Origin of the sequence: Candidatus Devosia phytovorans (genome assembly GCA_029202405.1) — a bacterium.
In the GTDB taxonomy this organism is placed as follows: Bacteria; Pseudomonadota; Alphaproteobacteria; order Rhizobiales; family Devosiaceae; genus Devosia; species Devosia phytovorans.
In genome coordinates, this window is sequence record CP119312.1 from 67,748 (window position 1) to 89,429 (window position 21,682).

27 protein-coding genes, 2 tRNA genes and 1 pseudogene are annotated in these 21,682 nt (G+C 60.2%); 11 read left to right on the forward strand and 19 right to left on the reverse strand.

Translation table 11 applies throughout. From position 1 onward, the window contains the following. The first annotated feature begins 49 nt into the window (after window positions 1-49). The 3 genes from dinB (at window position 50) to P0Y65_00310 (ending at window position 2,245) form a co-directional block, all read left to right on the forward strand. Window positions 50-1,174 carry a DNA polymerase IV gene (gene dinB, locus P0Y65_00300; protein ID WEK06688.1) on the forward strand — a complete coding sequence of 375 codons (1,125 nt, stop codon included), beginning with the start codon at window positions 50-52 and terminating at the stop codon, window positions 1,172-1,174. Window positions 1,175-1,237: 63 nt separating this feature from the next. Beyond that, complete coding sequence (locus P0Y65_00305) at window positions 1,238-1,987, forward strand: DNA polymerase III subunit epsilon (protein ID WEK04736.1); 750 nt, start codon at window positions 1,238-1,240, stop codon at window positions 1,985-1,987. 60 nt (window positions 1,988-2,047) lie between these two features. Next, window positions 2,048-2,245, forward strand: a complete 198-nt coding sequence (locus tag P0Y65_00310) for a hypothetical protein (protein ID WEK04737.1) — start codon at window positions 2,048-2,050, stop codon at window positions 2,243-2,245. Between the two features lie 140 nt (window positions 2,246-2,385). Here P0Y65_00310 and P0Y65_00315 read toward each other — a convergent pair whose 3' ends face one another. The 3 genes from P0Y65_00315 to P0Y65_00325 all read right to left on the reverse strand — a co-directional run bounded on the left by P0Y65_00315 (window position 2,386) and on the right by P0Y65_00325 (window position 4,517). Continuing rightward, the gene (locus tag P0Y65_00315) at window positions 2,386-2,718 is read right to left on the reverse strand and encodes a response regulator (GenBank protein WEK04738.1); all 333 of its coding nucleotides are present in this window, start codon (window positions 2,716-2,718) and stop codon (window positions 2,386-2,388) included. Further along, a complete protein-coding gene (locus P0Y65_00320) occupies window positions 2,718-2,972 on the reverse strand; it encodes a hypothetical protein (GenBank protein ID WEK04739.1) in 255 nt (84 codons plus the stop codon). Before P0Y65_00320 ends, P0Y65_00315 begins: the two co-directional genes overlap by 1 nt. Window positions 2,973-3,851: 879 nt before the next feature. Then, entirely contained in the window at window positions 3,852-4,517 is a 666-nt protein-coding gene (locus P0Y65_00325; protein WEK04740.1) for a hypothetical protein, read from the reverse strand. 110 nt (window positions 4,518-4,627) lie between these two features. Here P0Y65_00325 and P0Y65_00330 point away from each other — a divergent pair, with 110 nt between their 5' ends. After that, on the forward strand, window positions 4,628-4,978 hold the full coding sequence (locus P0Y65_00330; protein ID WEK04741.1) for a helix-turn-helix transcriptional regulator: 351 nt from the start codon (window positions 4,628-4,630) through the stop codon (window positions 4,976-4,978). An 88-nt stretch (window positions 4,979-5,066) separates the two neighbouring features. Here P0Y65_00330 and P0Y65_00335 read toward each other — a convergent pair whose 3' ends face one another. From P0Y65_00335 to P0Y65_00355, 5 genes are all read right to left on the reverse strand, one after another. Beyond that, window positions 5,067-5,453 carry a hypothetical protein gene (locus P0Y65_00335; protein WEK04742.1) on the reverse strand — a complete coding sequence of 129 codons (387 nt, stop codon included), beginning with the start codon at window positions 5,451-5,453 and terminating at the stop codon, window positions 5,067-5,069. Next, entirely contained in the window at window positions 5,446-6,039 is a 594-nt protein-coding gene (locus P0Y65_00340) for a hypothetical protein (GenBank protein ID WEK04743.1), read from the reverse strand. Before P0Y65_00340 ends, P0Y65_00335 begins: the two co-directional genes overlap by 8 nt. 536 nt (window positions 6,040-6,575) lie before the next feature. After that, window positions 6,576-7,247, reverse strand: a complete 672-nt coding sequence (locus tag P0Y65_00345) for a hypothetical protein (protein ID WEK04744.1) — start codon at window positions 7,245-7,247, stop codon at window positions 6,576-6,578. After that, window positions 7,247-8,533, reverse strand: a complete 1,287-nt coding sequence (locus tag P0Y65_00350; protein ID WEK04745.1) for a tyrosine-type recombinase/integrase — start codon at window positions 8,531-8,533, stop codon at window positions 7,247-7,249. Before P0Y65_00350 ends, P0Y65_00345 begins: the two co-directional genes overlap by 1 nt. Before the next feature lie 246 nt (window positions 8,534-8,779). Then, window positions 8,780-10,174 carry an L-serine ammonia-lyase gene (locus P0Y65_00355; protein WEK04746.1) on the reverse strand — a complete coding sequence of 465 codons (1,395 nt, stop codon included), beginning with the start codon at window positions 10,172-10,174 and terminating at the stop codon, window positions 8,780-8,782. 148 nt (window positions 10,175-10,322) lie between these two features. Between P0Y65_00355 and P0Y65_00360 the strand changes: the two genes are divergently transcribed. Both P0Y65_00360 and P0Y65_00365 read left to right on the forward strand, forming a co-directional pair. Then, the gene (locus P0Y65_00360) at window positions 10,323-10,925 is read left to right on the forward strand and encodes an alpha/beta hydrolase (GenBank protein ID WEK04747.1); all 603 of its coding nucleotides are present in this window, start codon (window positions 10,323-10,325) and stop codon (window positions 10,923-10,925) included. A gap of 76 nt (window positions 10,926-11,001) precedes the next feature. Beyond that, window positions 11,002-11,208 (forward strand): hypothetical protein, encoded by a 207-nt coding sequence (locus P0Y65_00365; protein WEK04748.1) that lies wholly within the window; start codon window positions 11,002-11,004, stop codon window positions 11,206-11,208. Between the two features lies 1 nt (window position 11,209). Here P0Y65_00365 and P0Y65_00370 read toward each other — a convergent pair whose 3' ends face one another. Together P0Y65_00370 and P0Y65_00375 are read right to left on the reverse strand one after the other, a co-directional pair. Further along, window positions 11,210-11,506, reverse strand: coding sequence for a GNAT family N-acetyltransferase (locus P0Y65_00370; GenBank protein WEK04749.1), 297 nt, complete (start codon window positions 11,504-11,506; stop codon window positions 11,210-11,212). A 65-nt stretch (window positions 11,507-11,571) separates the two neighbouring features. Continuing rightward, window positions 11,572-12,273 carry a DedA family protein gene (locus tag P0Y65_00375; protein WEK04750.1) on the reverse strand — a complete coding sequence of 234 codons (702 nt, stop codon included), beginning with the start codon at window positions 12,271-12,273 and terminating at the stop codon, window positions 11,572-11,574. 128 nt (window positions 12,274-12,401) lie between these two features. Between P0Y65_00375 and P0Y65_00380 the strand changes: the two genes are divergently transcribed. Further along, the gene (locus tag P0Y65_00380; GenBank protein ID WEK06689.1) at window positions 12,402-12,776 is read left to right on the forward strand and encodes a RidA family protein; all 375 of its coding nucleotides are present in this window, start codon (window positions 12,402-12,404) and stop codon (window positions 12,774-12,776) included. A 42-nt stretch (window positions 12,777-12,818) separates the two neighbouring features. On the opposite strand, the gene P0Y65_00385 is transcribed toward P0Y65_00380, so the two are convergent. From P0Y65_00385 to P0Y65_00395, 3 genes are all read right to left on the reverse strand, one after another. Next, the gene (locus P0Y65_00385; protein WEK04751.1) at window positions 12,819-13,673 is read right to left on the reverse strand and encodes a fumarylacetoacetate hydrolase family protein; all 855 of its coding nucleotides are present in this window, start codon (window positions 13,671-13,673) and stop codon (window positions 12,819-12,821) included. Between the two features lie 88 nt (window positions 13,674-13,761). Further along, the gene (locus P0Y65_00390; protein WEK04752.1) at window positions 13,762-14,196 is read right to left on the reverse strand and encodes an RbsD/FucU domain-containing protein; all 435 of its coding nucleotides are present in this window, start codon (window positions 14,194-14,196) and stop codon (window positions 13,762-13,764) included. A 27-nt stretch (window positions 14,197-14,223) separates the two neighbouring features. After that, the gene (locus P0Y65_00395; GenBank protein ID WEK04753.1) at window positions 14,224-14,973 is read right to left on the reverse strand and encodes a GntR family transcriptional regulator; all 750 of its coding nucleotides are present in this window, start codon (window positions 14,971-14,973) and stop codon (window positions 14,224-14,226) included. Between the two features lie 121 nt (window positions 14,974-15,094). On the opposite strand from P0Y65_00395, the gene P0Y65_00400 reads away from it, so the two are divergent. Both P0Y65_00400 and P0Y65_00405 read left to right on the forward strand, forming a co-directional pair. After that, window positions 15,095-16,633, forward strand: a complete 1,539-nt coding sequence (locus P0Y65_00400) for an altronate dehydratase family protein (protein ID WEK06690.1) — start codon at window positions 15,095-15,097, stop codon at window positions 16,631-16,633. Beyond that, complete coding sequence (locus P0Y65_00405; GenBank protein WEK04754.1) at window positions 16,630-16,959, forward strand: TfoX/Sxy family protein; 330 nt, start codon at window positions 16,630-16,632, stop codon at window positions 16,957-16,959. Before P0Y65_00400 ends, P0Y65_00405 begins: the two co-directional genes overlap by 4 nt. Here the strand turns inward: P0Y65_00405 and P0Y65_00410 are convergent. The 3 genes from P0Y65_00410 to P0Y65_00420 are packed head-to-tail and all read right to left on the reverse strand — an operon-like array spanning window position 16,956 to window position 19,456. Beyond that, window positions 16,956-17,588, reverse strand: a complete 633-nt coding sequence (locus tag P0Y65_00410) for a 50S ribosomal protein L11 methyltransferase (protein WEK04755.1) — start codon at window positions 17,586-17,588, stop codon at window positions 16,956-16,958. The genes P0Y65_00405 and P0Y65_00410 overlap by 4 nt on opposite strands. Beyond that, window positions 17,585-18,499, reverse strand: coding sequence for an SMP-30/gluconolactonase/LRE family protein (locus P0Y65_00415; GenBank protein ID WEK04756.1), 915 nt, complete (start codon window positions 18,497-18,499; stop codon window positions 17,585-17,587). The genes P0Y65_00410 and P0Y65_00415 overlap by 4 nt, the downstream gene beginning before the upstream one ends. 60 nt (window positions 18,500-18,559) lie before the next feature. Then, window positions 18,560-19,456 carry an N-formylglutamate amidohydrolase gene (locus P0Y65_00420; GenBank protein ID WEK04757.1) on the reverse strand — a complete coding sequence of 299 codons (897 nt, stop codon included), beginning with the start codon at window positions 19,454-19,456 and terminating at the stop codon, window positions 18,560-18,562. A gap of 256 nt (window positions 19,457-19,712) precedes the next feature. Here P0Y65_00420 and P0Y65_00425 point away from each other — a divergent pair, with 256 nt between their 5' ends. Then, window positions 19,713-20,072 (forward strand): response regulator, encoded by a 360-nt coding sequence (locus tag P0Y65_00425; GenBank protein ID WEK04758.1) that lies wholly within the window; start codon window positions 19,713-19,715, stop codon window positions 20,070-20,072. Window positions 20,073-20,195: 123 nt separating this feature from the next. Here P0Y65_00425 and P0Y65_00430 read toward each other — a convergent pair. From P0Y65_00430 to P0Y65_00440, 3 genes and pseudogenes are all read right to left on the reverse strand, one after another. Continuing rightward, window positions 20,196-20,270: transfer RNA gene (locus P0Y65_00430), tRNA-Val, on the reverse strand. Window positions 20,271-20,298: 28 nt separating this feature from the next. Next, window positions 20,299-20,373 (reverse strand) — tRNA-Val (locus P0Y65_00435). Window positions 20,374-20,496: 123 nt separating this feature from the next. After that, window positions 20,497-21,113 (reverse strand): annotated as a pseudogene (locus P0Y65_00440) (pyridoxamine 5'-phosphate oxidase family protein). A gap of 140 nt (window positions 21,114-21,253) precedes the next feature. On the opposite strand from P0Y65_00440, the gene msrB reads away from it, so the two are divergent. Further along, the gene (gene msrB / locus P0Y65_00445) at window positions 21,254-21,658 is read left to right on the forward strand and encodes a peptide-methionine (R)-S-oxide reductase MsrB (protein WEK04759.1); all 405 of its coding nucleotides are present in this window, start codon (window positions 21,254-21,256) and stop codon (window positions 21,656-21,658) included. The last annotated feature ends 24 nt before the right edge of the window (window positions 21,659-21,682 follow it).

Below are 21,682 nucleotides of genomic sequence, written 5' to 3' on the forward strand. Positions count from 1 at the left end.
CGCCTGTGCGAATGTGATCGACGCGAGGATCTGCATGTCAAAGGATTCAATGGCCTACGGCGATGGTGCCGATGGGGATAATTTGGGCGACGACGAGGTGACTCATCGGATCCGGAAGATCGTGCATGTCGACATGGACGCCTTCTATGCTTCCGTGGAGCAGCGAGACGATCCCACTCTTCGCGGTAGACCAGTCGCGGTCGGTGGCGGCCAACGCGGCGTCGTCGCTGCAGCCAGTTACGAGGCCCGAACGTTCGGCGTCCGCTCTGCAATGCCCTCGGTTACTGCGGCACGCCGGTGTCCTGATCTGGTTTTCGTCAAACCGCGCTTCGACGTCTACAAGGCGGTATCGGCACAGATCCGGGAGATCTTCGCAGAGCACACCGATCTGATCGAGCCGCTGTCGTTGGACGAAGCCTATCTTGACGTGACCGAGAACAAGCAGAGCATCGTGCTGGCCACCGATGTTGCCAACAGCGTCCGCGCTCGTATCAAGGAGGTGACCGGCCTCAATTCAAGTGCGGGCATCTCGTACAACAAGTTCCTGGCCAAGATGGCGAGCGGGCACCGTAAGCCGAACAACTTCTACGTCATCCCGCCCGGACGAGGCGCGGCATTCGTCGCTGGACTGTCGATCGAGAAGTTCCACGGCGTTGGACCAGCAACTGCGGCCCGCATGCATGACCTCGGCATCAAAACCGGCGCCGACTTGGCCGCACTGTCGATCGAGGAGATGCGAACCCGGTTCGGCCGCTCGGCCCAGTATTGGTTCGACTTGAGCCGGGGCATCGACGAGCGCCAGGTCAACCCCGATCGGGAGCGCAAGTCGATCGGCGCAGAGGACACCTTCATGGAGGATATCACCGCCATCGAAGACGCCCGTGCGATGACAGCGCCGCTTGCGGATAAGGTGTGGCAGGTCTGCGAGGGTCGACAACTCTTCGGCCGAACGGTAACCCTCAAGGTCAAGTTCGCCAATTTCGAACAGATTACCCGCACACGTAGCCTGCCTGCAGCGGTCCGGGATCGCCATGTCCTCGGCGCCGTGGTCGAGGAGCTGCTGGCTGCGACGTTCCCACCCAGGATGGCCGTGAGGCTGCTGGGCGTGACGGTTTCAAACTTCGATCGTGGCGAACAGACAGATCAGTTCCAGATGGCGCTTCCAATTGAATGAGGAAGCAGCGTCACCTCCGGGCATTGAATGCGTTGACCGATAGACACCCTGCAGGAGGTCTTGATGGCCGTACGTAGAATCCGTGTGATCGATCTCGAAACGGCTGGCGATGCCGGTACAGATGTCTGCGAGATCGGTTGGCAGGATGTCGTCTCCATCGATGGCGGCGGATGGGCACTCGATCCAGAGCGTGGCGCTCGGTTCGTGAACCCAGGGCGGCCGATCTCGCCCGATACAATGGCGATCCACCACATCCTCGACGAATGGGTTGCCGACGCTCCGTTCTGGAGGGAAATGGCGGCGGAGGTACTGCAGCCTGATGGCGGGGTTATCGCCTTGGCGGCGCATCGTGCAGCGTTCGAGCAGCGCTTCTGCACGCCGAGATTGGCCGGTGGTGCCGACTGGATCTGCACATGGAAAGGGGCACAACGGGTCTGGCCGAAGCTGGAGGGCTTTTCCAACCAGATGCTGCGATATCAGAGAAGACCTGAGGGCTTGGTGCATGAACTAGGCTTGCCGGCGCATCGCGCTTTGCCAGACGCCTATGTGACAGCACATCATCTGCGCGACATGCTGAACGTCGTGGGCCCAGAACAACTGATCACCTGGAGCCGGCAACCGGGTCTGCTGCCTCGGGTGCGCTCGGGCCCGGAGCGGGGCAAGGCGTGGTCGGCGCTGAGCGCCTCCTCGTTGGAGGACCTGGCTCGAGACAGAGACATCGACACCCGTTTCAGCGCCCAGACTGAACTGCGACGGCGTGGGGATTTAGAGCAGGAGATCCCCCGCCAAAACAGTCAACAGGAGCTGTTCTAAGCTTGTCGGAAACCTATTTTGATCGAAGCCATTAGGCCGAAACAACAGAGGAGCGAAGCGATGACGGACAATCAGCTGACGCCTGCCGAGCTTAAGACCCTTGCCTTCTTCGAACTCGCCGACCTGCCATCGGAGATTGATCCCGCGCATTTCGCCAAGCTATTGTCTCTGGCGATGCTCGAGCAGAAGGAGGGCGGCCCGGTATTAACTGAAACGGGCCGAGCACGCCTTGCTATGGGCGCAAGCCCTCTACCTTAGATACCGAGGTAGCGGCACGCCCTGCGTTAGGGGCCCGTTAGCAGGCAAGCTGCCAATAAGCGTTACGGCCTCAGGCTCGAAAACCTTCATGGTTTCCCTCTACCGCCCTACTCTCATGAAAACACGCCAGATTGGCTGGCCTACAGCGAGACGGCTCGCAGCCCGACATCGTTGATCGGCTTGTGTAGGCTCTTGCGGGTGCCGCAGAATTCCGGAAGGCCAACGGGCTCCGTCGTGGTCACTATCACCGGAACCATTTGTTGGTCGCACTCATCCAGAACAGCTTCGCAAGTGTCGGAACCGAGGTGGGTATCGACGAAGGCGATGTCGGGCCTCTCGCGCCAAAGTAGTTCAAGCGCGGAAGAACAGTCGGGCGCCGGACCGATCACAACATGGCCCTGTGCGATCAGAACCGATTTCAACGCGTCGGCCAGCTCCGGTTCATCCTCGACGATGAGTATCCGTGAAGCCATCACCATGTTCCCTTAATACGGTCGATGATCTGGGACAGCATGAGTTGTCCGCCGTCGGTCAAATGAAGCCGATTGTCGGTCTTTGTGGCCAATTGCTTTTGGACAAGCTCGTCGATGGCCGCTGGGTCGGCTCTGTGGCCTGACGGATCATTTGATACGACGCTCGTCACGACATCGCCACTGCTGAGCTGGTGGTAGGCTGCGAACGCAAATACCGCTAGCGCCTGATTGGAAAGATCGTTGGGTGTGGTCATCGGGTCATCGCCTTGAGTAACGGGCAACGGTATGACGCACGGGTCGTTCCAAAACGCCGCAAATCTTCAACCTCAAGGCCTCGAGCAGGCAGCAGCGAGAGGGATCGCACTGCCGAGGATTTCTCCCGCAAGACGACTGGCTGTATGAGTCATTCCCTATTGCGCCATTTCGCTTTTGGCTGTGCTACCACGGCAAAACTCGCCGTTTTCGGGTAGCTTCGCGATGTTTCGGTGCGAAGCGAAACGGGTTTTTCAATTTTCCAGAAATAGTCGGGATTCGGGCTGCTGCGCCACCGCATGCTTTCGGCCCCCTGTCAGGAACCTAGGGGGTGCGGCAGGGTGGGGGGTGTTGCGTCTAGAGACAGGTGCGCGGTCTGGTCGATGCTCGGTCATGCGCGCATGCATGGTGGGGTGAGGGCTTGGGCATGCGTGTCGCGATGCAGAGGCGTGTCGCTCTCTCCCTCTCGGTTCCCTCGCTACCACTGCCCCGCGCACAATGGGATTTATGTTTCAGGGCGTGGAGTGTTGGGAGCGTGCTTAGGCGCTGTTGCAAAGGTTGGGTTGCGGGTGCGGTGCCCCTCCCATGTGTGAGCGTGTGCATCCCTTGCTTCTATCTCTGTCTGTCTCTGTTTATCGAACCTGGAGGATTTGGGGTGATGAGACATTGGCAACTTGTTGGTAGGCAGGGTGGTGGAAAGGCGTGAGTGGAACTGCGCCTTTCCCACGGGGACAGTCTCAGAGGTTGTCTGCTAACGTCGTGCACTTGCTCCTCTAATCGTACTCTACCGATATCGGACCAGACAGACGCGCAGTCGTCAAACGTCTCGAAATAGGGTGTACCGGGTTTGTGCGAGCGCTTACCACGACCTGTCCCGCCGACTATTCGAACGACGCAAGTGCGGTACTAATCAGCTCAACCTGACCACGCAGATCACCCTCATCGATGTCGAGCACAGGAAACCTCTTTTCCGTGATGCTGGTCACGTATCTCACCGCCGAAAAATGTTGCATAGCCCGTCCGTTCATCGGCGTTACAACTGCATCGCCATTGTTTCTGCTGAGCAGAAAGAGCCCGCCCGCAGCCACTGTCCCCACGCCCTCACAGAATGCGAACGATCTATTCTGGACGCTATTTATTTTGCATCGAACTGCAGGCCAGCGATCCTGCCTTATGTATTCAAGCGTTAGGCCCTCTTCGATCTCCTTGATCTCCGCCGCCGTCAATTCGAAGTGCTCTCTAATCGCAGCTTCTTCGGCCCTCTGCTGCTCACGACGGGCATCACGTTCGTCAGCCCATGCGTTGGGTTCTTCGTACCCCGCAGCACTCGCGCTGAGCTGATCAAGGTAATCGAGATAGCCTTCGGACCTGGCATCCTCATCGGTGGCCCAAATAAGACCGATGACGGAGAAAATGGCTCCGAAAAGCGCTATCGTAACAGCGTTCCATCCCCTACGCCGCTTGCCTTTGGCGAACAAACCAAACCCAAGGCCGACGAGGATGGACACGAGGCTAACGGCAAGCACAAGAAACAATACGATCTGCATGGCAAACTCCAAATTGCCATACACACACGACTTATCCTCGAAGACTAGTCAACTGTAAATTCGTCTTGAGAGACGTTCAGGCGGCAGGTCGAACAGTCCATCACTGTTTCATGGGCGCCAACGAAGAATCATCGCGAATGGTGGCGGGTCTGGGCGACCGGATCCGTGCTGGGAGAGCACGCAAGCAATTGACGCAAGAGCGTCTGGCTGCCTTGGCGGATCTCTCGCCGATCACACTCAGCAAGATTGAGCGCAATACGGGCATCCCTTCGCTGGACATCATCCTGAGGATTGCAATCGTCTTGGAGGAGTCACCAAATGAGCTGTTTGGATGGATTTCGACCGACGTCCCCGATGCAGCGAAGAAGAGGGCATTGCTGGTGGCGGATCTTATATCAGCATCGGAACGCCACTCTGATGAGCATTTGGCCGCGCTGATCCGGCTGCTTCGAACAAAATAGAGTTTTTCAGCAAGTCCTCAATGCAAAACGAGGCAGCTAGGTCGGCTGAAGTCAGGTTCGGCCGACCTATGCAAGCACCGCACGGTTTTCAACGCTTGGCGACGCTCCCTTTTTCAAATGGCACGTACTTAACGACACGAGGGGCGCCATTGGTCTCGCTGACGGTCAGTTTGGCACCTTTGGCAATTGAAACTGTCATCGCTAGAACACCGTCCGATCTAAAGACACGCGCTGTTCCGAAGATCCCCAATTCGACCAACGCGCGGCACGCCGCGTAAATGGGCACACGATGGTTAGTGATGAGCCGCGCCTCGCCGAACCACACGTCAAACTTCAGGCTTCCATTTGGACGTGCAGAATTTCTGGCACCAGGCATAAGGAGCAGGTCGACAAACTGCTCAACGTGCGATTGAGGGGAAGCCGCCTGCACCCAATTGAACAGATCCATCTGGTCGTCAGGTGCTTCGTTAATCATGACGCGAAACTCGTCGGCTGGCTTTCGTGCGCTCGCTGCGAGACTTTGGAAAGATCCAGATGTCGTCGCCGGGGAACCGTTTGAGGTCCAGCGACTTCAAGACATAGGCCACAGCCTTGCCGGGGGTCTCCTTGATGTCCGCGCAATGGATGGACATGAGGTGGCATGCATCTTTGAAGAGGTTACCGTTCTCCTCCAGTGTCGAAGCGAGGGTTCGGCCATTTCTGGTGCGGATCGGCTTCAGAAATACTGCATGAGCGTGGAGGCCGTCATTGATCGTGGCGACGACACTAATTTTGCGATGTTTGAAGAGGGGTAGGTCTGGCATCCCCACCATGAGCGGCAAATTGGTGATCGGTCCCCGATGGGGGTGATGGATCAGCCTCGTCAGGCACAAGGAGTAAAACTGCGCCAGGCTTTTCCCGATTGCTTCAGGGGGCAATGCCCGGTTGTCCGGCATGGGATTGAAGGTGAACGTAAGCAGGGAGGGATGCCAGCCCTGTTCAATCCGCTCTCGGATCATTTGCTGGTACGCCGCAATAGCGGTATTTTCGTAGCGATTAGGATTGGCCTTGAAGGTCTTCATATCTCTCTCAATTGATTGCTATCTGCCGCTGCGAACGCAGTTGCAGAGTATGTTTTGAGGGCGAGCAGAAGCCGCCGTGGAGAATCCACTGGCTGCTCCAAACTGGCGATTTCAGGGAAATCCGCTTTCAGCGGGTTACCGGCCCAAGTGGGGTCGATGTAGAGGCCGGCAAAATGGAAGCGTTTGCCGAATGGCTGCCCTCGCGACCCGCGTTAGTGGATCTAAGCGTCGCTCGTCGACGTCTTAATCTGAGCTGCAACCCAGATATCAAGATCAACCCGACGGTACCGAACTACTCGTCCCAACTTTGCGAAGGAGGGACCTCCACCCGTCAGGCGCAGCTTCTCGAGGTACTGTCGGGAAAGCTGGAGGTGTGCGGCGGCGGCAGGAGTATCAAAGAGGTCGGGGTTGGTGACCTGTGAGGTCGTTTCCATGGTATCTCCGTCGGGTTCGATAGGATCGAATACGGACGGATGGTGCCGCAAAGCATCCAAGCTCGCCTAGGGTAGTTTGGGCGTCTCCTTTGCGAGGTCAAACTACCCTACGTTTTTGAATCTCTCCTCAAGCCATTGCCGGGTTGGCACCTCAGGGCCGTTATCGGGTAGGCTAAGAGCGACCCAAAGCTCCATTGCGAAATCCACCACCACCTTCTTTGCAACACCTGCTGGCTCGGTCGTTATATGTTCCCAGATGGCTCGGACCGCTTTCACGTACTCTGCAGTCATCAACCGGGTGTTTGGCGGTGGCCGTTGTAGCCCGGCTTCTTCCGAGGTCACCAAATTCTCGATGCAGTCTAACGCCTTTTGCAGAGCCTCGGTCGCTGAAGTTAGCACCTCGGCGTCGTTCTGAAGGTCGACGTCATATTTTTCCTGCGTGGAAAGGCAGTGATCCAAATTGCTCTCGAGTTCCTCAAGTAAGTTCCGCATGGCTCTGATCGTTTTGGGACGACCTCTCACTATCGGGCGCCGTTTATTCACGTGCTGCCGGTGTTGCCAATCCAAAAGAAGCTCGCCCCAAACCTCCCAGCAGGCCCCCTCGATCTTGGTCCAGATCTCCTCATCGGAAAGCTCTGGTTGGGCATAAGCACGAATGAACTGCACAGGTCTGGAAAGATCGAGGAAGTCTGAACGCAGTGCATCACCCAGGACGGCAACATCTTTCGGCAGCAACCCATCCTGCGCCTTACGCCGCATCACTTTGCGCGCCATTACGGGATGGCCCTCAATGGTCGGACGCTGTTAGCTCGCGCATCCTCAGCGATATTTATCTGCCGTGCCACCGCGTCGGCTGCAGCCTTCAGGGCGTCATCCGCTAGATGAGCGTAACGCTTCGTGGTCTGGGCTTGAGTATGCCCCAACAACGCACCGATCATGGGTAGCGACGCGCCGCCGCTCACAGCGACGCTGGCAAAAGAATGACGCAGATCATGAATCCGCACTCCCTCTAGCCCGGCCAGCTTGCTGACCGCGGCCCAGGGACGTGCCAGATCCGCCTTGGGCTTCTCGGGATGGGATGAGCCGATAACGTAACGTCCTACTCGAGGCTGCGCCACGATGACCTCGAGCGCCGGAGCAGGAAGTACGATGTACCGCCACCCGGTCTTTCCAAAGACCCGGAGGCGAGCAGACGCCACATCCACATTCGCCCACTCGGCGTGGAGGATCTCGCGGAGGCGGGCACCGGTGAAGATTAGCAGCCGAAGGGCCGCTGCCGCACCCGCGTCGATCCGCTGCGGGGGACGGTGCTTGGGGACATGCTTGTGCCGCTTGCTGTCCCGTTTCGGCGGCTCGTACGGCACGCCCTCTGTTTCGGCCTTAGTTATCGCTTGGCCCAGGGACGCGAGCTCGGCGGGGGAGAGGAAGCGCTCCCGCAGCCTCTCGCGGTTGGCCGCTATCCCGGCTGCTGGATTAGTACCGCGTGGGACCAGCAGGTCAGAGGCGGCGTTGCGGTAGATTGATCCGACAATCTCCAGGCACCTGTTGGCGGTCGCCGGCTGCGCCAGCTTGACCTTGTCGAACAGGCGCTTGACGTCGGCACCATCGACCTGATCGAGACGCTTGTTGCCGAACGACGGAAGCACATGTCGCCGCAGCAGCGACCGGTAGGTGGCGATGGTTCGCGGCCGCAGCGTGGCGGCCTCTGGTTGGGCGAGCGCCATCTGCTCGGCCCCGTCCAGCCAAGCGGTTGCAAAATCCGCTACCGTTGGTGTCAATTTGTCCTTGGCTTTGCGCGCCGCCGGATCCTTGCCCTGCGCGACCTCCAGCGAGAGGGCTTTCGCCTCCTTGCGAGCTTCGTCGGGCGTGAGTGCGCCACCCTTGCCAATGGTCATGCGGCGAACCGGTGCCAGCCGTCCGGATCCTGCACGATATTCGAAGGCGTAGGTTATGCCGTTCTGAGTGCGTCGGGCTTGAAATCCCTTGAGGTCCTCATCCCGCAAAACGGCACCGGGCTCGTGCTCCATAAGACCGTCGATGGCTCGTTTGGTGATCCTCAAATGCGCAACCCTCCGCTTTTCCAGTCGTCACCGGATCGTCACCGTGAAGAAAACTTGGTACGATGACGGGGGACAGCATAGGGCGAAGAGTGCCGGATTGCCTACAGAAATAAGATGGGGTAAAAGCAGGTAGTAGATGGTGGGGGCGACGCCGTCGTTCTCATAACCTGAAGGTCGCAGGTTCAAATCCTGCTCCCGCAACCAAAAAGGCCCAGCAACTCAATGAGTTGGCTGGGCCTTTCCTTTTCAGCAGGCTACGACGTTGACGGCTAGGCCAGCAAGGCTGGTTTCCTTGTAGCTCGCGCTCATGTCGAGTCCGGTCTGGCGCATGGTTTCAATACAGGCATCGAGCGGCACGGCATGGGTGCCGTCGCCCTTGAGGGCCAGCGAAGCGGCCGTCACGGCCTTGACCGCACCAAAGGCATTGCGCTCGATGCAGGGGATTTGCACCAAGCCTGCTACCGGGTCACAGGTCATGCCGAGATGGTGTTCCAGCGCAATTTCTGCGGCATTCTCAACCTGTTCAGGCGTGCCGCCCATGATGGCGCAGAGGCCTGCGGCAGCCATGGCGGAAGCCGAGCCGACTTCGCCCTGGCACCCCACTTCGGCGCCGGAAATGGAGGCATTGTGCTTGATAATGCCGCCGATGGCAGCGGCCGTCAGCAGATAGTCGCGAATCGCCTGCGGACCGGCCGCCGCGTTGAACTTGAGATAGAATTTCATCACGGCGGGAATGACCCCGGCAGCACCATTGGTCGGGGCGGTCACGACACGCCCTCCGGTGGCATTTTCTTCATTGACGGCCATGGCATAGAGGCTCAGCCAGTCATTGGCCATGAGCGGCGTCAGCTCGTTGCGCTGCCACTGGGCATCGAGCTGGCTGAAGATGCCGCGCGCCCGGCGCTTTACATTCAACCCGCCGGGCATGATGCCATCCTGGTTGATGCCGCGGGTAATGCAGGCGTCCATGGCGCTCCAGACCTCGTCCACGCCGCGATCGAGCGACAGGCGGCTGCGCGACGCTTCCTCATTTGCCCGCTTCATCCCGGCAATGGAGAGACCGGAACCGGCCGCCATGGCCAGCATGTCTTTGGCATTGGCAAAGGGATAGGGCACGTCGGCCTGGGCTGGTGACGCGTGCTTGAGGGCTTCCAACTCTTCTGCACTGACGACGAAGCCGCCGCCGATGGAATAGTAGGCCCGGCGCAGCAGAAGCTGGCCGTCGGTATCATAGGCGCAAAATTGCAGCCCGTTGGGATGGCCGGGCAGGGCATTGCGCTTGTCAAAGATCAGGTCGACTGCCGGGCGAAAACGGTAGGCAGGATGGAGCGGGGGGTGGACGTTACCGGTTTCTTCAACAGCGGCAATGATATCGTCCATGGTATCGGGGTCGACATGGCGCGGATCCTCGCCACAGAGCCCGAGAATGACCGCGCGACCACTGCCGTGGCCGATGCCGGTAAAGGCCAGCGAACCATGCAGGCTTGCCGTCAGGGCCGCAGGCCTGGCGTTTTTGGCGCGCGGCCAGTCGCCCAGGCGCAATTCGTCGAGGAAGCGCTTGGCGGCGGTCATCGGGCCCATGGTGTGAGAGCTGGAGGGGCCGATACCGATCTTGAAAACGTCGAAGACGGACAGGAACATGGAAGCATTCTGCACGAATGCCAACGCGCATCAATTGACGTAAAGAGCCGACTGTTCCGTCATCGGCAACAGTGCGTGGCGGGGTTGGGCAGTTGCTCCGACCACGGTGAGGCCCGATATTCCGGAGATGTTCAATCGGAGATCAGGCATGGCCGAGTATAACTATCGAGAGGGCAAGGGCTCGGATGCCACGGCCCCGCTGTTTTTTGTCTTCCACGGCACTGGTGGCGATGAAAACCAGTTCTTTGAACTGGCGGGTCAGTTGATCCCAGCCGCGCGGGTGATTGCGCCGCGAGGCGATGTCAGCGAAGGCGGGGCGCTGCGCTATTTTCGGCGGACCGCGGAGGGCGTCTATGACATGGACGATCTGCGGCTGCGCACCGCGCAGATGATTGCCTTCGTAGAGACGCGAAAGGCGGAGGGTGTTGCCAACCAAGTGATCGGATTGGGCTATTCCAACGGCGCCAATATCCTGGCGTCAGTACAATTTGCCGCGCCCAACCTGTTCGACGCGACAATCCTCATGCATCCGCTGATCCCCTTTTTGCCGCCCAAGGGAGAGTTTTCGGGGAAAAGGGTGCTGATCACCGCCGGGCAGCGTGACCCGATCGCTCCGGCTAGCGCGACGCAGGCGCTGCACGATTATTTCGCCGCCAATGGGGCAGACAGCCGGCTGTTCTGGCATCCGGGCGGGCACGAGCTACGCCAGGAAGAGTTGAGCGAGACGCAGGCGTTCATCGGCGGGCAATAGCGCGTTGGTGTGTTGACGGAAAGCGATCAGCCTGCCAGCCTTGGGTTTACCGAGGTCGGGGGATGCTCGCTTTTCGATGCGCTTCAAGGTCACCTATTCGCGCTATTGGGGAGAGCGGCGTCGGCTCGAATTCGCCGCGTCCGGCGAGCGCAATGGCTGCAGCTTCACTGTAGTGACCGAAGTCAAATGCCTAAAGGAACCCAAGACGGCCGAGAACGTCCACTTGGTGGCGCTGGCGCGGCTGACGGAATTGTTCCGCCAGCGCAGTGCTTCTGGCCGATAAGTCAGGCGCGCAGGTCAGCCCATTCCGGGTGGCGGCGAAACTGGGCGACGACATAGGAACAGACCGGCAGGATTTTGAAGCCCTGTTCACGTGCATCTGCCACGGCCCTGTTGACCAGTTTGGCGGCGATGCCGCGACCTTCGTACTCGCGCGGTACGCCGGTATGGTCGATGGTGATTGTGCCGTTCTCCGCCTTGTGAAACGTCATCTCTGCTTCAAAGCCGGGCGCGAGCCGAATGACATAGCGGCCGCGGGTGGCACCATCTTCGCGCTGCACGATGAGTTCGGATTCGGTCATGTCGGCTCCTTGCATCTGTCAGGCTAATGTGGAGCGCCGGCCGCGGGTTGCAAGCGCGATGCCGCCTAGTGGCTGGTTTCCTGTCCGGCCCAGCGGGCCTGGATCGACCGGCCGAAGCCGCCAAGCCAGGGCGCGAAGAACAGCAGGATTCGGCGGTGGTAGTGCAGCAGGATGAAGAGCGCTGCGAGGATCAACGTGCCGAAGACGATGACCAGTTCAAGCGACAGGCCGATCGACTTGAGCCAGGCGGTCAGCAACATGCCCGGCAGGATATGGGCGGCGGCCCAGGCAAAGGCCGAGGTCACGTTGATGATGGTGAAGTGGCCATAGCGCATGCCCATGATACCGGCGACGCCGGGGATCACGGCCTTTACGCCCGGAATGAAGCGGCCGATGAAAACGGCCTTGCCGCCGTGCCGGGCGAAGAAAGCTTCGCCCTTGGCGATGAGGTCGCGGTGATTGCGGAAGGGCCAGATTTCCTTGATTTTGTCCTTGAGGAAGTGGCCGATCGTGTAGGAAATGGCGTCGCCGATGATGGCGCCGATCACCGCGGCGAAATACACTTCCCAGAAGGGCAGGCGACCCTCGGCAATGATGCCGCCGGCCAGCAGCAGCACTGGCGTCGAAGGGACGAAAAGCCCAAGGATGAAGACTGCTTCGCCGATGGCGACGGCGAAAATGAACCAGAAAGTCAGCCAGAAATTGCCGGATATCGTGTTGAGAAAGCCTTCGAGATAGGCGGACACGGTATGGAAGATATCGAACATTCGGGATGAATCTTTCGGCGCCGGTGCGGCATGATAGATCATGCAGGGCATAGACTTTATGACGGCGAGCGCGTTGCCGCTCAAGCCCTATCGCGTAGGAGTGTTACTTGAGCGAATTATTGCATCACATGATCGCATCCGGACCTCGTCCGGTGGCGCCTTTTTCCCATGCCGTGGAAGCGGATGGCTGGGTGTTCATCACCGGGCAGATGCCAACTGATCCGGCCGCGCCAGATGCCCCCCTGCCGGAGGGAATCGAGGCGCAGACGCGTCGTGTGGTGGAAAATTTGAAGGTGGTGCTGGGGGGCATCGGGCTGGGGCTCGAGCATGTCACCATGGCCCGCATCTACATGACCCAGTTCGAGCGAGACTATGACGCGCTCAATGCGCTATGGCCAGATTTTTTTGCCGAGGGCGAGCTGCCGGCGCGGACAACCGTAGGGGTTACAGCGCTGGCCGTGGGTGCGCTGGTCGAGATCGATCTGGTCGCCAGGCGACCATAAGGAAGAAGCCCCGGGTTCTGGAAGAGAAACCGGGGCGATCCATCAGTTGGGGCTGTAAGCCTTGACGTTCTGGCGCTGTTCGCCAAGGCCTTCGATGCCGAGATGCATCACATTGCCGGGCTTGAGCCAGACGGGGTCGGGCTTGATGCCCATGCCGACGCCGGGCGGGGTGCCGGTGGAGATGATGTCGCCTGGCTGCAGGCTCATGAACTGGCTCACATAGGCAACGACATTGGCGACGCCGAAGATCATGGTCCGGGTGGAGCCGTCCTGGTAGCGCTTGCCATCAACGTCGAGCCACATGCCGAGCTTTTGCGGATCGGCGACTTCATCCCTGGTGACGAGCCAGGGGCCGATCGGGCCGAAGGTGTCGCTACCCTTGCCCTTGTCCCACGTGCCGCCGCGTTCGGTCTGGAAGTGGCGTTCGGAGACGTCGTTGATAACGCAATAGCCGGCCACATGGTCCATGGCGTCGGCTTCCTCGACATAGCGGGCTTCCTTGCCGATGACGACGCCGAGCTCGACTTCCCAGTCGGGCTTGATGGCATTCTTGGGAATGATCACATCGTCATTGGGGCCGATGATGGCGCTGGTGGCCTTCATGAAAATGATCGGCTCGGCCGGAATGGGCGCGCCGGTTTCAGCAGCATGATCGGCATAGTTGAGGCCGATGCAGATGAACTTGCCGACATTGGCGACGCAGGGGCCGATGCGGTCATTGGCATCCAGTTTCGGCAGGACACCGATGTCCGTAGCGCGGATCTTGGCCAGGCCTTCGCTGGTCAGCGTCTGGCCGCCAATGTCGGAAACAATGCCCGACAGGTCACGAATGGAGCCGTCTTCGGCCAGGATAGCGGGCTTTTCCGAGCCCTTGGGGCCGACACGCAGCAATTTCATGGATCAATACTCCCTTTATCCGTAAGTGGAGGCTTAGCGGCTGACATGTTAGCTGTCGAGCGCAACCTTGGTGCAACTGGTTTGCGCGTCACTGGCCGGGGCGAATGACGCCCTTCTTGAGCAGGACGTTACCATAGAGGCGACGCTCGCCCGATTGGATGACGGCATATCCTTTGGAAACGCGGTCGTAGAATGCGAAGCGCTCCATGGAAGAAAGGCCCATCTTGGGCTCGTGCCTTTTGATGATCACATCCATTTCGTCCATGACGGGCTCGCGCTGATCGGGTTTGCCCACTACCTGCATGCAGATGGCGGCCTGGTCGACAAAGTCGTCGAGCGGCATCAGCGTCAGCACCGCGTCGAGGATGTCGGTGATGGAGATGCCGTCCATGCGCACGAGGGCCGGACCGGCGGAGTCGGCGGGATAATTGGCGTCAACGATGGCGATCTCGTCGCCATGGCCCATGGCGCGCAGGATGCCGAGCAGATCGGGGCCGAGGATGGGTGGAATATTCTTGAGCATGGGTCGTTCCCTCCTTGGAACGATTGATTAGCCGAAGGGGAAGCTGTCGCTGTCGCTCCCCAAAGTATCGCCATCGGCGAAAACATCAGGGTGCTCGCGGGCGAAGGCGAAGAGCTCGATCATGACCGCATCGATATGGCTGCGCATGGCCTTGCTGGCCTGTGCTGCGTTACCCGACAGGATGCCGTCGAATATGGACTGGTGCTCGGCGATAGTCAGCGCCAAGCGGCGCGGGGTGATGATCAGGCGCCGCGCGCGGTCGAGATTGGCGCGGGCGCTGTCGATGATGGTCTTGATGCGCGTGAAGCCCAGCGAGCGATAGATGATGTCGTGAAACTCGATGTCGATCTGATGGAAGGCTTCGGCATCATCGCGCTCGGACGCTTCGCGCTGGGCTGCCATATTGGCATGCAGGGCCTCGATCAGGCTCCTGTCGTGGCTGCCGATCAGGACGCGCAGGGCTTCGGATTCGAGGCCCTTGCGGATCAGCATATATTCGCGGACATCGGCAATGCGGACCAGCGATACGGTGGAGCCGCGTTGCGGCGCAATATCGACAAGGCCCTCGGCCTGCAGGCGCGCCAGGGCCTCGCTGACCGGGAAACGCGATACGCCTAGTTCGGCGCAAATTTCGGTCTTGTCGATCACGCTGCCGGGCGGCAGGTCGAGCGTCACGATCGCCTGCCGGATGGCCTGCGTCACTTCGGCTGTGACATTGCCGCGGGTCAGCGTCGTGGGGCGCGCCAAAAAAGAATAGGAACTTGTATGGTTGTTCATGCTAACATGTTAGCCAGTGCTAAAGCGCCCGGCAATGGTCGCGGCAATCTGGCGGCAAACCGGGGCGGCGTAAAGCACAGTTGAGACCCTTCTGCCCGAAAGTGCCTTCATGTCCGAGACAATGACCCGCCCCCGGCCGACAACGCTGGTGTTGAATGCCGCCGACAATATCGCCGTGGCACTGACCAATCTCGATGTTGGAACCGCTACGCCGCAGGGCGTCAACATTATGCGACGTGTGCCGCGCGGGCACAAGTTTGCCACCCGCGGCATTACGGCGGGTGAGGCGGTGGTCAAGTTCGGGCAGATCATCGGTTTTGCCAAGGAAGCCATTCCCCCCGGCGATTGGGTGCATGAACATAATTGCGGCATGGGCGGGCCGGACGGTACGCTGAGCCACGACTATGCCTTTGCCGAGGGCGCGGTGGCGCCGGAAATGATTCCTGCGTCCCAGCGTGCGACGTTCGAGGGTTATCTCCGTCCCAATGGCAAGGTGGGAACACGCAATTACATCGGCATCCTGACCTCGGTGAACTGTTCGGCCACCGTCGCCAAATTTGTCGCCGAGGCGATCAATCGCTCGGGCATTCTCGACGATTATCCAGAGATCGACGGCGTGGTGCCCTTCGTCCATGGCACCGGCTGCGGCATGGAGAGCCGTGGGGAAGGCTTCGATATTCTGAAGCGCACCCAGTGGGGCTATACATCCAATCCAAACCTGGGCGCGGCGCTGCTGGTGGGTCTGGGCTGTGAAGTGTTCCAGATCGGCCGGATGAAGGAAATCTACGGCGTCGAGGACGGCGAGACCTTCCAGACGATGACGATCCAGGAGCGCGGTGGCACGCGCAAGATGATCGAGTGGGGCGTCGAAAAGGTCAAGGAAATGCTGCCGGTGGCCGCCGCCGCGCGGCGCGAGACCATGGATGCGTCCCATCTGACGCTGGCGCTGCAATGTGGTGGATCGGATGGCTATTCAGGCATTACCGCCAATCCGGCGCTGGGCTATGCCGCTGATATCCTGGTGCGCAATGGTGGCACGGCCATCCTCAGCGAAACGCCGGAAATCTATGGCGCGGAACACCTGCTGACGCGCCGTGCGGTCAATCGCGAAGTGGGTGAAAAGCTGATCAGCCGGATCCACTGGTGGGAAGACTACACCCAGCGCAACCGGGGCGAAATGAACAACAATCCCTCGCCGGGCAACAAGCTGGGCGGGCTGACAACGATTTTGGAGAAGTCGCTTGGGGCGGCGGCCAAGGGCGGCACAACGCCGCTGACGGCCGTCTATGAATATGCCGAGCCGGTGACCGAAAAGGGCTTTGTCTTCATGGATACGCCGGGGTTCGATCCGGTCTCGGCGACGGGGCAGGTGGCGGGCGGTGCCAATCTTTTGGCCTTCACCACTGGCCGTGGCTCGGCCTATGGCTGCAAGCCGGTGCCATCGATGAAATTGGCGACCAATTCGGAAATGTATGCCCGCATGACCGACGACATGGACATCAACTGCGGCGACATCGTCGAGGGTGTGTCCATCGAGGACAAGGGGCAGCAGATTTTCGACATGCTGCTCGATATCGCCTCGGGAAAGCGCACCAAGTCGGAAGAACTGGGCTATGGCGACAATGAATTCGTGCCTTGGCAGGTCGGGGCAGTGATGTGAGCAGCCAGCAGTCGACCATCGACTATATCCTAGAGCAGAGCGCCGGCGCTGGTACTATGACTGCGAAGAAGATGTTCGGCGAATATGGGCTCTATTGCGGCGGCAAGGTGATGGCCTTCGTCGCAGATGATAAGCTGTTCATCAAGCCGACCGAGGCGGGCCGCGCCTATCTGGGCGAAGTCACCGAGGCGCCGGCCTATCCGGGTTCGAAAATGTACTTCCTGATCGACGGCGAACGCTGGGACGATGCCGAATGGTTGGCTGGGCTGGTGAAGGCGACCGCCGACGACTTGCCGGTACCCAAGCCGAAGAAGACCAAGGTTTAGGCCTTTAGCTGATAGACGGTGCCGGTGCGATCTGTCGCCGAACGGGCGTCGCCAACGTCGCCAACGGGGTAGGCGGCGAGTGGCGTGAGCCGCTCGAGTGGCAGGTCGCGGCGGCCGGGGTCGCCGATCAGCACGGTCATTCCTGCTGCGGCGCAGTGGGTGAGGAATGGCAGCATGCGGCGCGCAACCTCTGCCAGATAAAAGACATCACCAGCGGCAATGATGTCGAAATTAGTTGGCGGCTCGCTGGTGACGTCCACGTCGATTAGCGGCAGGGTGACGGCATTGGCCTCTGCATTGAGGGCGAGTGCAGCGCGGCCGTTGGGATCGATCTCTGCGGCGCTGGCCATGGCGTCCATTTGGGCTGCAACGATGCCGACAAGGCCAGATCCCGCGCCGAGGTCGAGCAGGCGCTTGCCGCGCACAATATCCGGATGCGCCCGAAAATGATGCGCGAGGGCAAGGCCGCCGGCCCATTGCCAGGCCCAATAGGGTGCTGCGTCATCCGGGCCGGACAGGCGCGACAGGCGGCTGCCGGGGTGAGCCGTGTAGAGCCAGACATCGGGAAGTGCCGGAACGGGCTCCAGCCGAAGATTGGAGCGGATGAAGCCCGTTGGATCGGTGGTCAAGGGCGCTGCAACCCTTTGGCCCTGACGTTGATGCTCAGCAGATACTGGCTGGAGGTGATGAAGAGCTGGTCGCGGTTCGGACCACCGAAGGTCACGTTGGAGGTTTTGGCACCGGTCTTGATGCGTCCGAGCAGAGCGCCCGAGGCATTGTAGACATTCACTCCAAGACCGGCGCTGGTCCAGATATTGCCTTCCGTATCGAGCCGGAAGCCGTCGGACAGGCCGGAATCGATGTCGGCGAAAACCTTCGGATTGGTCAGTGTCTTGCCGTTGACGCTGAACTGACGGATCTGCGCCGGCCAATCCGGATCGTGGCTCTGGCCGGTATCGGAGACATAGAGTGTGGTTTCGTCGGCCGAGAAGGCGAGACCATTGGGCTTGGCGAAATCGTCGGCCACGACGGTCAGCGAGCCGTCTGCGGGATCGAAACGGTAGACGAAGCAGCCGTCCTGTTCCTGATCGGCCTTGTAGCCTTCGTAGTCGCTCAGGATGCCGTAGCTGGGGTCGGTGAACCAGATGGTGCCGTCGGATTTGACCACGACGTCATTAGGGGAATTGAGCCGCTTGCCCTGATGGCTGTCGACCAGCGTCGTCACCGTGCCATCCCATTCGGTGCGCAGCACGGCGCGGGCGCCGTGCGAGCAGGAGACAAGACGTCCCTCTAGGTCCCGGGTATTGCCGTTGACGAAATTGGACGGCATGCGGAATGGGGTGACACCCAGTTCGGGCACGAACTTGAGCATGCGGTTGTTGGGAATGTCGCTCCAGACCAGAAATTGGCCGTCGCCGAACCAGACGGGGCCCTCGGCCCAGAGGCATTGGTCGAAATGCACCTGCAGCGGCGCGTCGCCGATCGTCAGGTCCCTGAATGCATTGTCGATGATTTCGAGCGCGTCGCCGCCGATAGCCATGCCGTTCCTCCCGGTCTTTGTCGGCATTTGGCTTGGCTTCCAGGCGTCGCGCAAGAGGCTTTACTCGGCGGCAAGGCTCGTGATCGTGGGCTGAACACCGACCAGGGAGACGAGATCGAGGCCTATCAGGGCAAAGATCAGCCGGTCGATCACCGCGTTGATCGCCTCGAAGCCGTCATTCTTGGCCAGGGTCACCTCGTTCATATAGAGGTGGCGACTGATCTCGATCTGAAGGGCATGCACGCCATGCTGCGGGCGACCGTAGGTCCGGGTAGCGAAGCCGCCGGCATAAGGACGATTGCGTGCGACATTGAGGCCGGCGCTGGTGAAAATGGTTTCAGCCAAATCAATCAGGGCCGGGGCGCAGGTCGTGCCATAGCGATCGCCAAGCACAATATCGGGCGCCACCTTGTCATTGGAACGGGTGATGCGCGGCATGGAGTGACAGTCGATCAACAGGGCCACGCCAAAGGCGCTGATGGCTTCCCCCAGCAGGCGTTGCAGCGCGGCATGATAGGGGTGATAGATGCCTTCGATGCGCATGCGGGCATCGTCCAACGTCAGGCGATCGCGATAGATCGGCTTGTTCTCGGCCACCACCCTGGCCAGCGTGCCCAAGCCGGCGGCGACCCGGGGTGACGTCGTGTTGAAACGGTCGGACAGCGGCTCGACGAACATGGTCGGGTCGAGTTCCCACGGCTCGCGATTGACGTCGAGATAGGCGCGCGGAAAATGGGCGCGGATCATCGGCGCCCCAAGATGGGGAGCACGGGAAAAGAGTTCGTCCACCCAGGCGTCTTCAGACTGGCGGATCGACAGGTGGTCCAGCCGGGTCATGGCAAGGAAGCGTTCGGGATAGACGCGGCCGGAATGGGGCGAGTTGAAAACCAGCGGCGCAACGAGCCGGCGTGGCCGGATGGTTTCAAATGCTGGCTGATCCCAATAGTCGGACCGCACGCTGCCTCCCCGATGATGCCGATTTGAGGCACCCTACTGATTTGTCTGGAGATTGTGGGCCCTCGCGGCGAAAATGTCCAGATTGTCACATGCCTGCGCCGACGATGGGCCGGCAGCTTTCCCCATTTTGCCCGGTTTGAATTTGCGATTGAGAAAACTTCGCTTAAACATCGATGGATATAGTGCGACTCAGTGGCGCCCGAAGAGCGCGCCGGGTAATCACCCGGCCTTAGAGGTTTAACGGCCGGAGAACCCGATGAAGCGAATTCTGCTCGCTGAAGACGACAACGACATGCGCTCGTTTCTGACGCGCGCCCTCAAGAATGCGGGATATGAGGTCGTCTCCTTCGACAATGGCCTATCGGCCTACGAGCGGCTGCGCGAGGAGCCGTTTTCGCTGCTGCTGAGCGATATCGTGATGCCGGAAATGGATGGCATCGAGCTGGCGCGCCGCGCCACCGAACTCGATCCGGATCTCAAGGTCATGTTCATCACCGGCTTTGCCGCGGTTGCGCTCAACCCGGACAGCGATGCGCCCAAGGATGCGTCGGTGCTGAGCAAGCCGTTCCACCTGAAGGATCTGGTGAACGAAGTCGAGCGACTGCTGGCTGCGTAAGCTTGAGCGGATTGCTACACACATCATCCCCGCGAGAGCGGGGATTTTTGTTTGTCAGTCGCCGATGCAGAGGCGCAGCCCTGATCGCTCAGAAGTGGCTGACGTTTTTGGGTAGAAGGGAAATGGTGGGAGTAACAAGGATTGAACTTGTGACCCTTCGCGTGTGAAGCGAATGCTCTCCCGCTGAGCTATACTCCCGTCGCCAATGGCGAAAGTCTTAGAGAGATGGTGGGCGTAACAAGGATCGAACTTGTGACCCCCTCGATGTCAACGAGGTGCTCTCCCGCTGAGCTATACGCCCATCTCTCCGGGAAGGAATGGCCGCTAAGCCGTTCCAGTGGCGCGGGTAGACCATAAAACTTGGGCGGGGGTCAAGAGGGCAAATCCGGCTTTGTGGATATGTCCTGAAAAGACCGCCCGGCGGTCACCACATTGTCTTTGCCGCTCGTTCGGGCCAGGCCGTGTCATAGGCCTGTCCGCCGACCTGGTTTTCGCTCATGGCGGCGAGAATTTCACCTGGCGTCGGCAGGGATTTTGGGTCGATGTGCCGGGCCGGATTCCACAGTTCCGAGCGGACGATGGCCCGGGCGCACTGGAAATAGAGCTCGTCGATCTGCATGACGATGACCGAGCGCGGTGGCTTGCCGTCGACGGCGAAGCTGTCGAGTAGGTCCGGGTCGATGCTGAGATGGGCGCGGCCATTGGCGCGAAAGGTGGTGCCGCTGCCCGGCAGCAGGAAAAGGAAGGCGGTACGCGGGTCGCGGACGATGTTGCGCAGCGAATCCACGCGGTTGTTGCCGCGGCGATCGGGCATCATCAGGGTCTGGTCATCATGGATGCGGACGAAGCCCGGTTGGTCGCCGCGTGGCGAGCAATCGATGCCCTCGGGGCCGATCGTCGCCAGGGCCGCGAAAGGGCTGGCTTCGATCAGGCGGCGGTATTCCGGGGTCATGCGATTGGCCACCTTGACGGTGGAGGCGGCAACGGGCGCGGGGGCGAATAGAGCGCCTCAAGCTGTTCGACGGATTGAATAATGCTCATGGGCAGGCCTTTACGGCGGATCAGCCCGAAGTGATGCGACGGGAGTATGGGCTTTCGTCTAACCGATCCTATATGATGGTGGAATGACAAGGCGAACGAGTCTTTAGTCGTGTCTCCCCGCGCCCCAAAAGGAGAAAATCATGGATAGCCATGCCTATAAGGTGACCCATACCGATGCCGAATGGCGCGCCAAGCTGACGCCGGAACAGTATTATATCATGCGCGAGCATGGCACGGAGCGGCCCGGATCGTGTGCGCTGCTGTATGAAAAGCGCCAGGGCGCATTTTCCTGCGCCGGTTGCGATACGCCGCTGTTTGAATCGACGCTGAAGTTCGAGAGCGGCACAGGCTGGCCGAGTTTCAATGATCCGCTGCCGGGTTCGGTCGAGACGACGACGGACCGCAGCCATGGCATGGTGCGGACGGAATGCCATTGCGCGACTTGCGGCAGTCATCTGGGGCATGTGTTCCCGGATGGTCCGCCACCGACGGGACTGCGCTATTGCATCAATGGTGTGGCGCTGAATTTTACGCCCGCTGAATAGCTTAGAGGCCCGGAGCGATCCGGG

Excerpts from the sequence above, each read along its gene's own strand:
- dinB (WEK06688.1), top strand. The coding sequence starts at position 50 with ATGGCCTACGGCGATGGTGCCGATGGGGATAATTTGGGCGACGACGAG.
- P0Y65_00305 (WEK04736.1), top strand. The coding sequence starts at position 1,238 with ATGGCCGTACGTAGAATCCGTGTGATCGATCTCGAAACGGCTGGCGAT.
- P0Y65_00310 (WEK04737.1), top strand. The coding sequence starts at position 2,048 with ATGACGGACAATCAGCTGACGCCTGCCGAGCTTAAGACCCTTGCCTTC.
- P0Y65_00315 (WEK04738.1), bottom strand. The coding sequence starts at position 2,718 with ATGGCTTCACGGATACTCATCGTCGAGGATGAACCGGAGCTGGCCGAC.
- P0Y65_00320 (WEK04739.1), bottom strand. The coding sequence starts at position 2,972 with ATGACCACACCCAACGATCTTTCCAATCAGGCGCTAGCGGTATTTGCG.
- P0Y65_00325 (WEK04740.1), bottom strand. The coding sequence starts at position 4,517 with ATGCAGATCGTATTGTTTCTTGTGCTTGCCGTTAGCCTCGTGTCCATC.
- P0Y65_00330 (WEK04741.1), top strand. The coding sequence starts at position 4,628 with ATGGGCGCCAACGAAGAATCATCGCGAATGGTGGCGGGTCTGGGCGAC.
- P0Y65_00335 (WEK04742.1), bottom strand. The coding sequence starts at position 5,453 with ATGATTAACGAAGCACCTGACGACCAGATGGATCTGTTCAATTGGGTG.
- P0Y65_00340 (WEK04743.1), bottom strand. The coding sequence starts at position 6,039 with ATGAAGACCTTCAAGGCCAATCCTAATCGCTACGAAAATACCGCTATT.
- P0Y65_00345 (WEK04744.1), bottom strand. The coding sequence starts at position 7,247 with ATGGCGCGCAAAGTGATGCGGCGTAAGGCGCAGGATGGGTTGCTGCCG.
- P0Y65_00355 (WEK04746.1), bottom strand. The coding sequence starts at position 10,174 with ATGTTCCTGTCCGTCTTCGACGTTTTCAAGATCGGTATCGGCCCCTCC.
- P0Y65_00360 (WEK04747.1), top strand. The coding sequence starts at position 10,323 with ATGGCCGAGTATAACTATCGAGAGGGCAAGGGCTCGGATGCCACGGCC.
- P0Y65_00365 (WEK04748.1), top strand. The coding sequence starts at position 11,002 with ATGCGCTTCAAGGTCACCTATTCGCGCTATTGGGGAGAGCGGCGTCGG.
- P0Y65_00370 (WEK04749.1), bottom strand. The coding sequence starts at position 11,506 with ATGACCGAATCCGAACTCATCGTGCAGCGCGAAGATGGTGCCACCCGC.
- P0Y65_00375 (WEK04750.1), bottom strand. The coding sequence starts at position 12,273 with ATGTTCGATATCTTCCATACCGTGTCCGCCTATCTCGAAGGCTTTCTC.
- P0Y65_00380 (WEK06689.1), top strand. The coding sequence starts at position 12,402 with ATGATCGCATCCGGACCTCGTCCGGTGGCGCCTTTTTCCCATGCCGTG.
- P0Y65_00385 (WEK04751.1), bottom strand. The coding sequence starts at position 13,673 with ATGAAATTGCTGCGTGTCGGCCCCAAGGGCTCGGAAAAGCCCGCTATC.
- P0Y65_00390 (WEK04752.1), bottom strand. The coding sequence starts at position 14,196 with ATGCTCAAGAATATTCCACCCATCCTCGGCCCCGATCTGCTCGGCATC.
- P0Y65_00395 (WEK04753.1), bottom strand. The coding sequence starts at position 14,973 with ATGAACAACCATACAAGTTCCTATTCTTTTTTGGCGCGCCCCACGACG.
- P0Y65_00400 (WEK06690.1), top strand. The coding sequence starts at position 15,095 with ATGACCCGCCCCCGGCCGACAACGCTGGTGTTGAATGCCGCCGACAAT.
- P0Y65_00415 (WEK04756.1), bottom strand. The coding sequence starts at position 18,499 with ATGGCTATCGGCGGCGACGCGCTCGAAATCATCGACAATGCATTCAGG.
- P0Y65_00425 (WEK04758.1), top strand. The coding sequence starts at position 19,713 with ATGAAGCGAATTCTGCTCGCTGAAGACGACAACGACATGCGCTCGTTT.
- msrB (WEK04759.1), top strand. The coding sequence starts at position 21,254 with ATGGATAGCCATGCCTATAAGGTGACCCATACCGATGCCGAATGGCGC.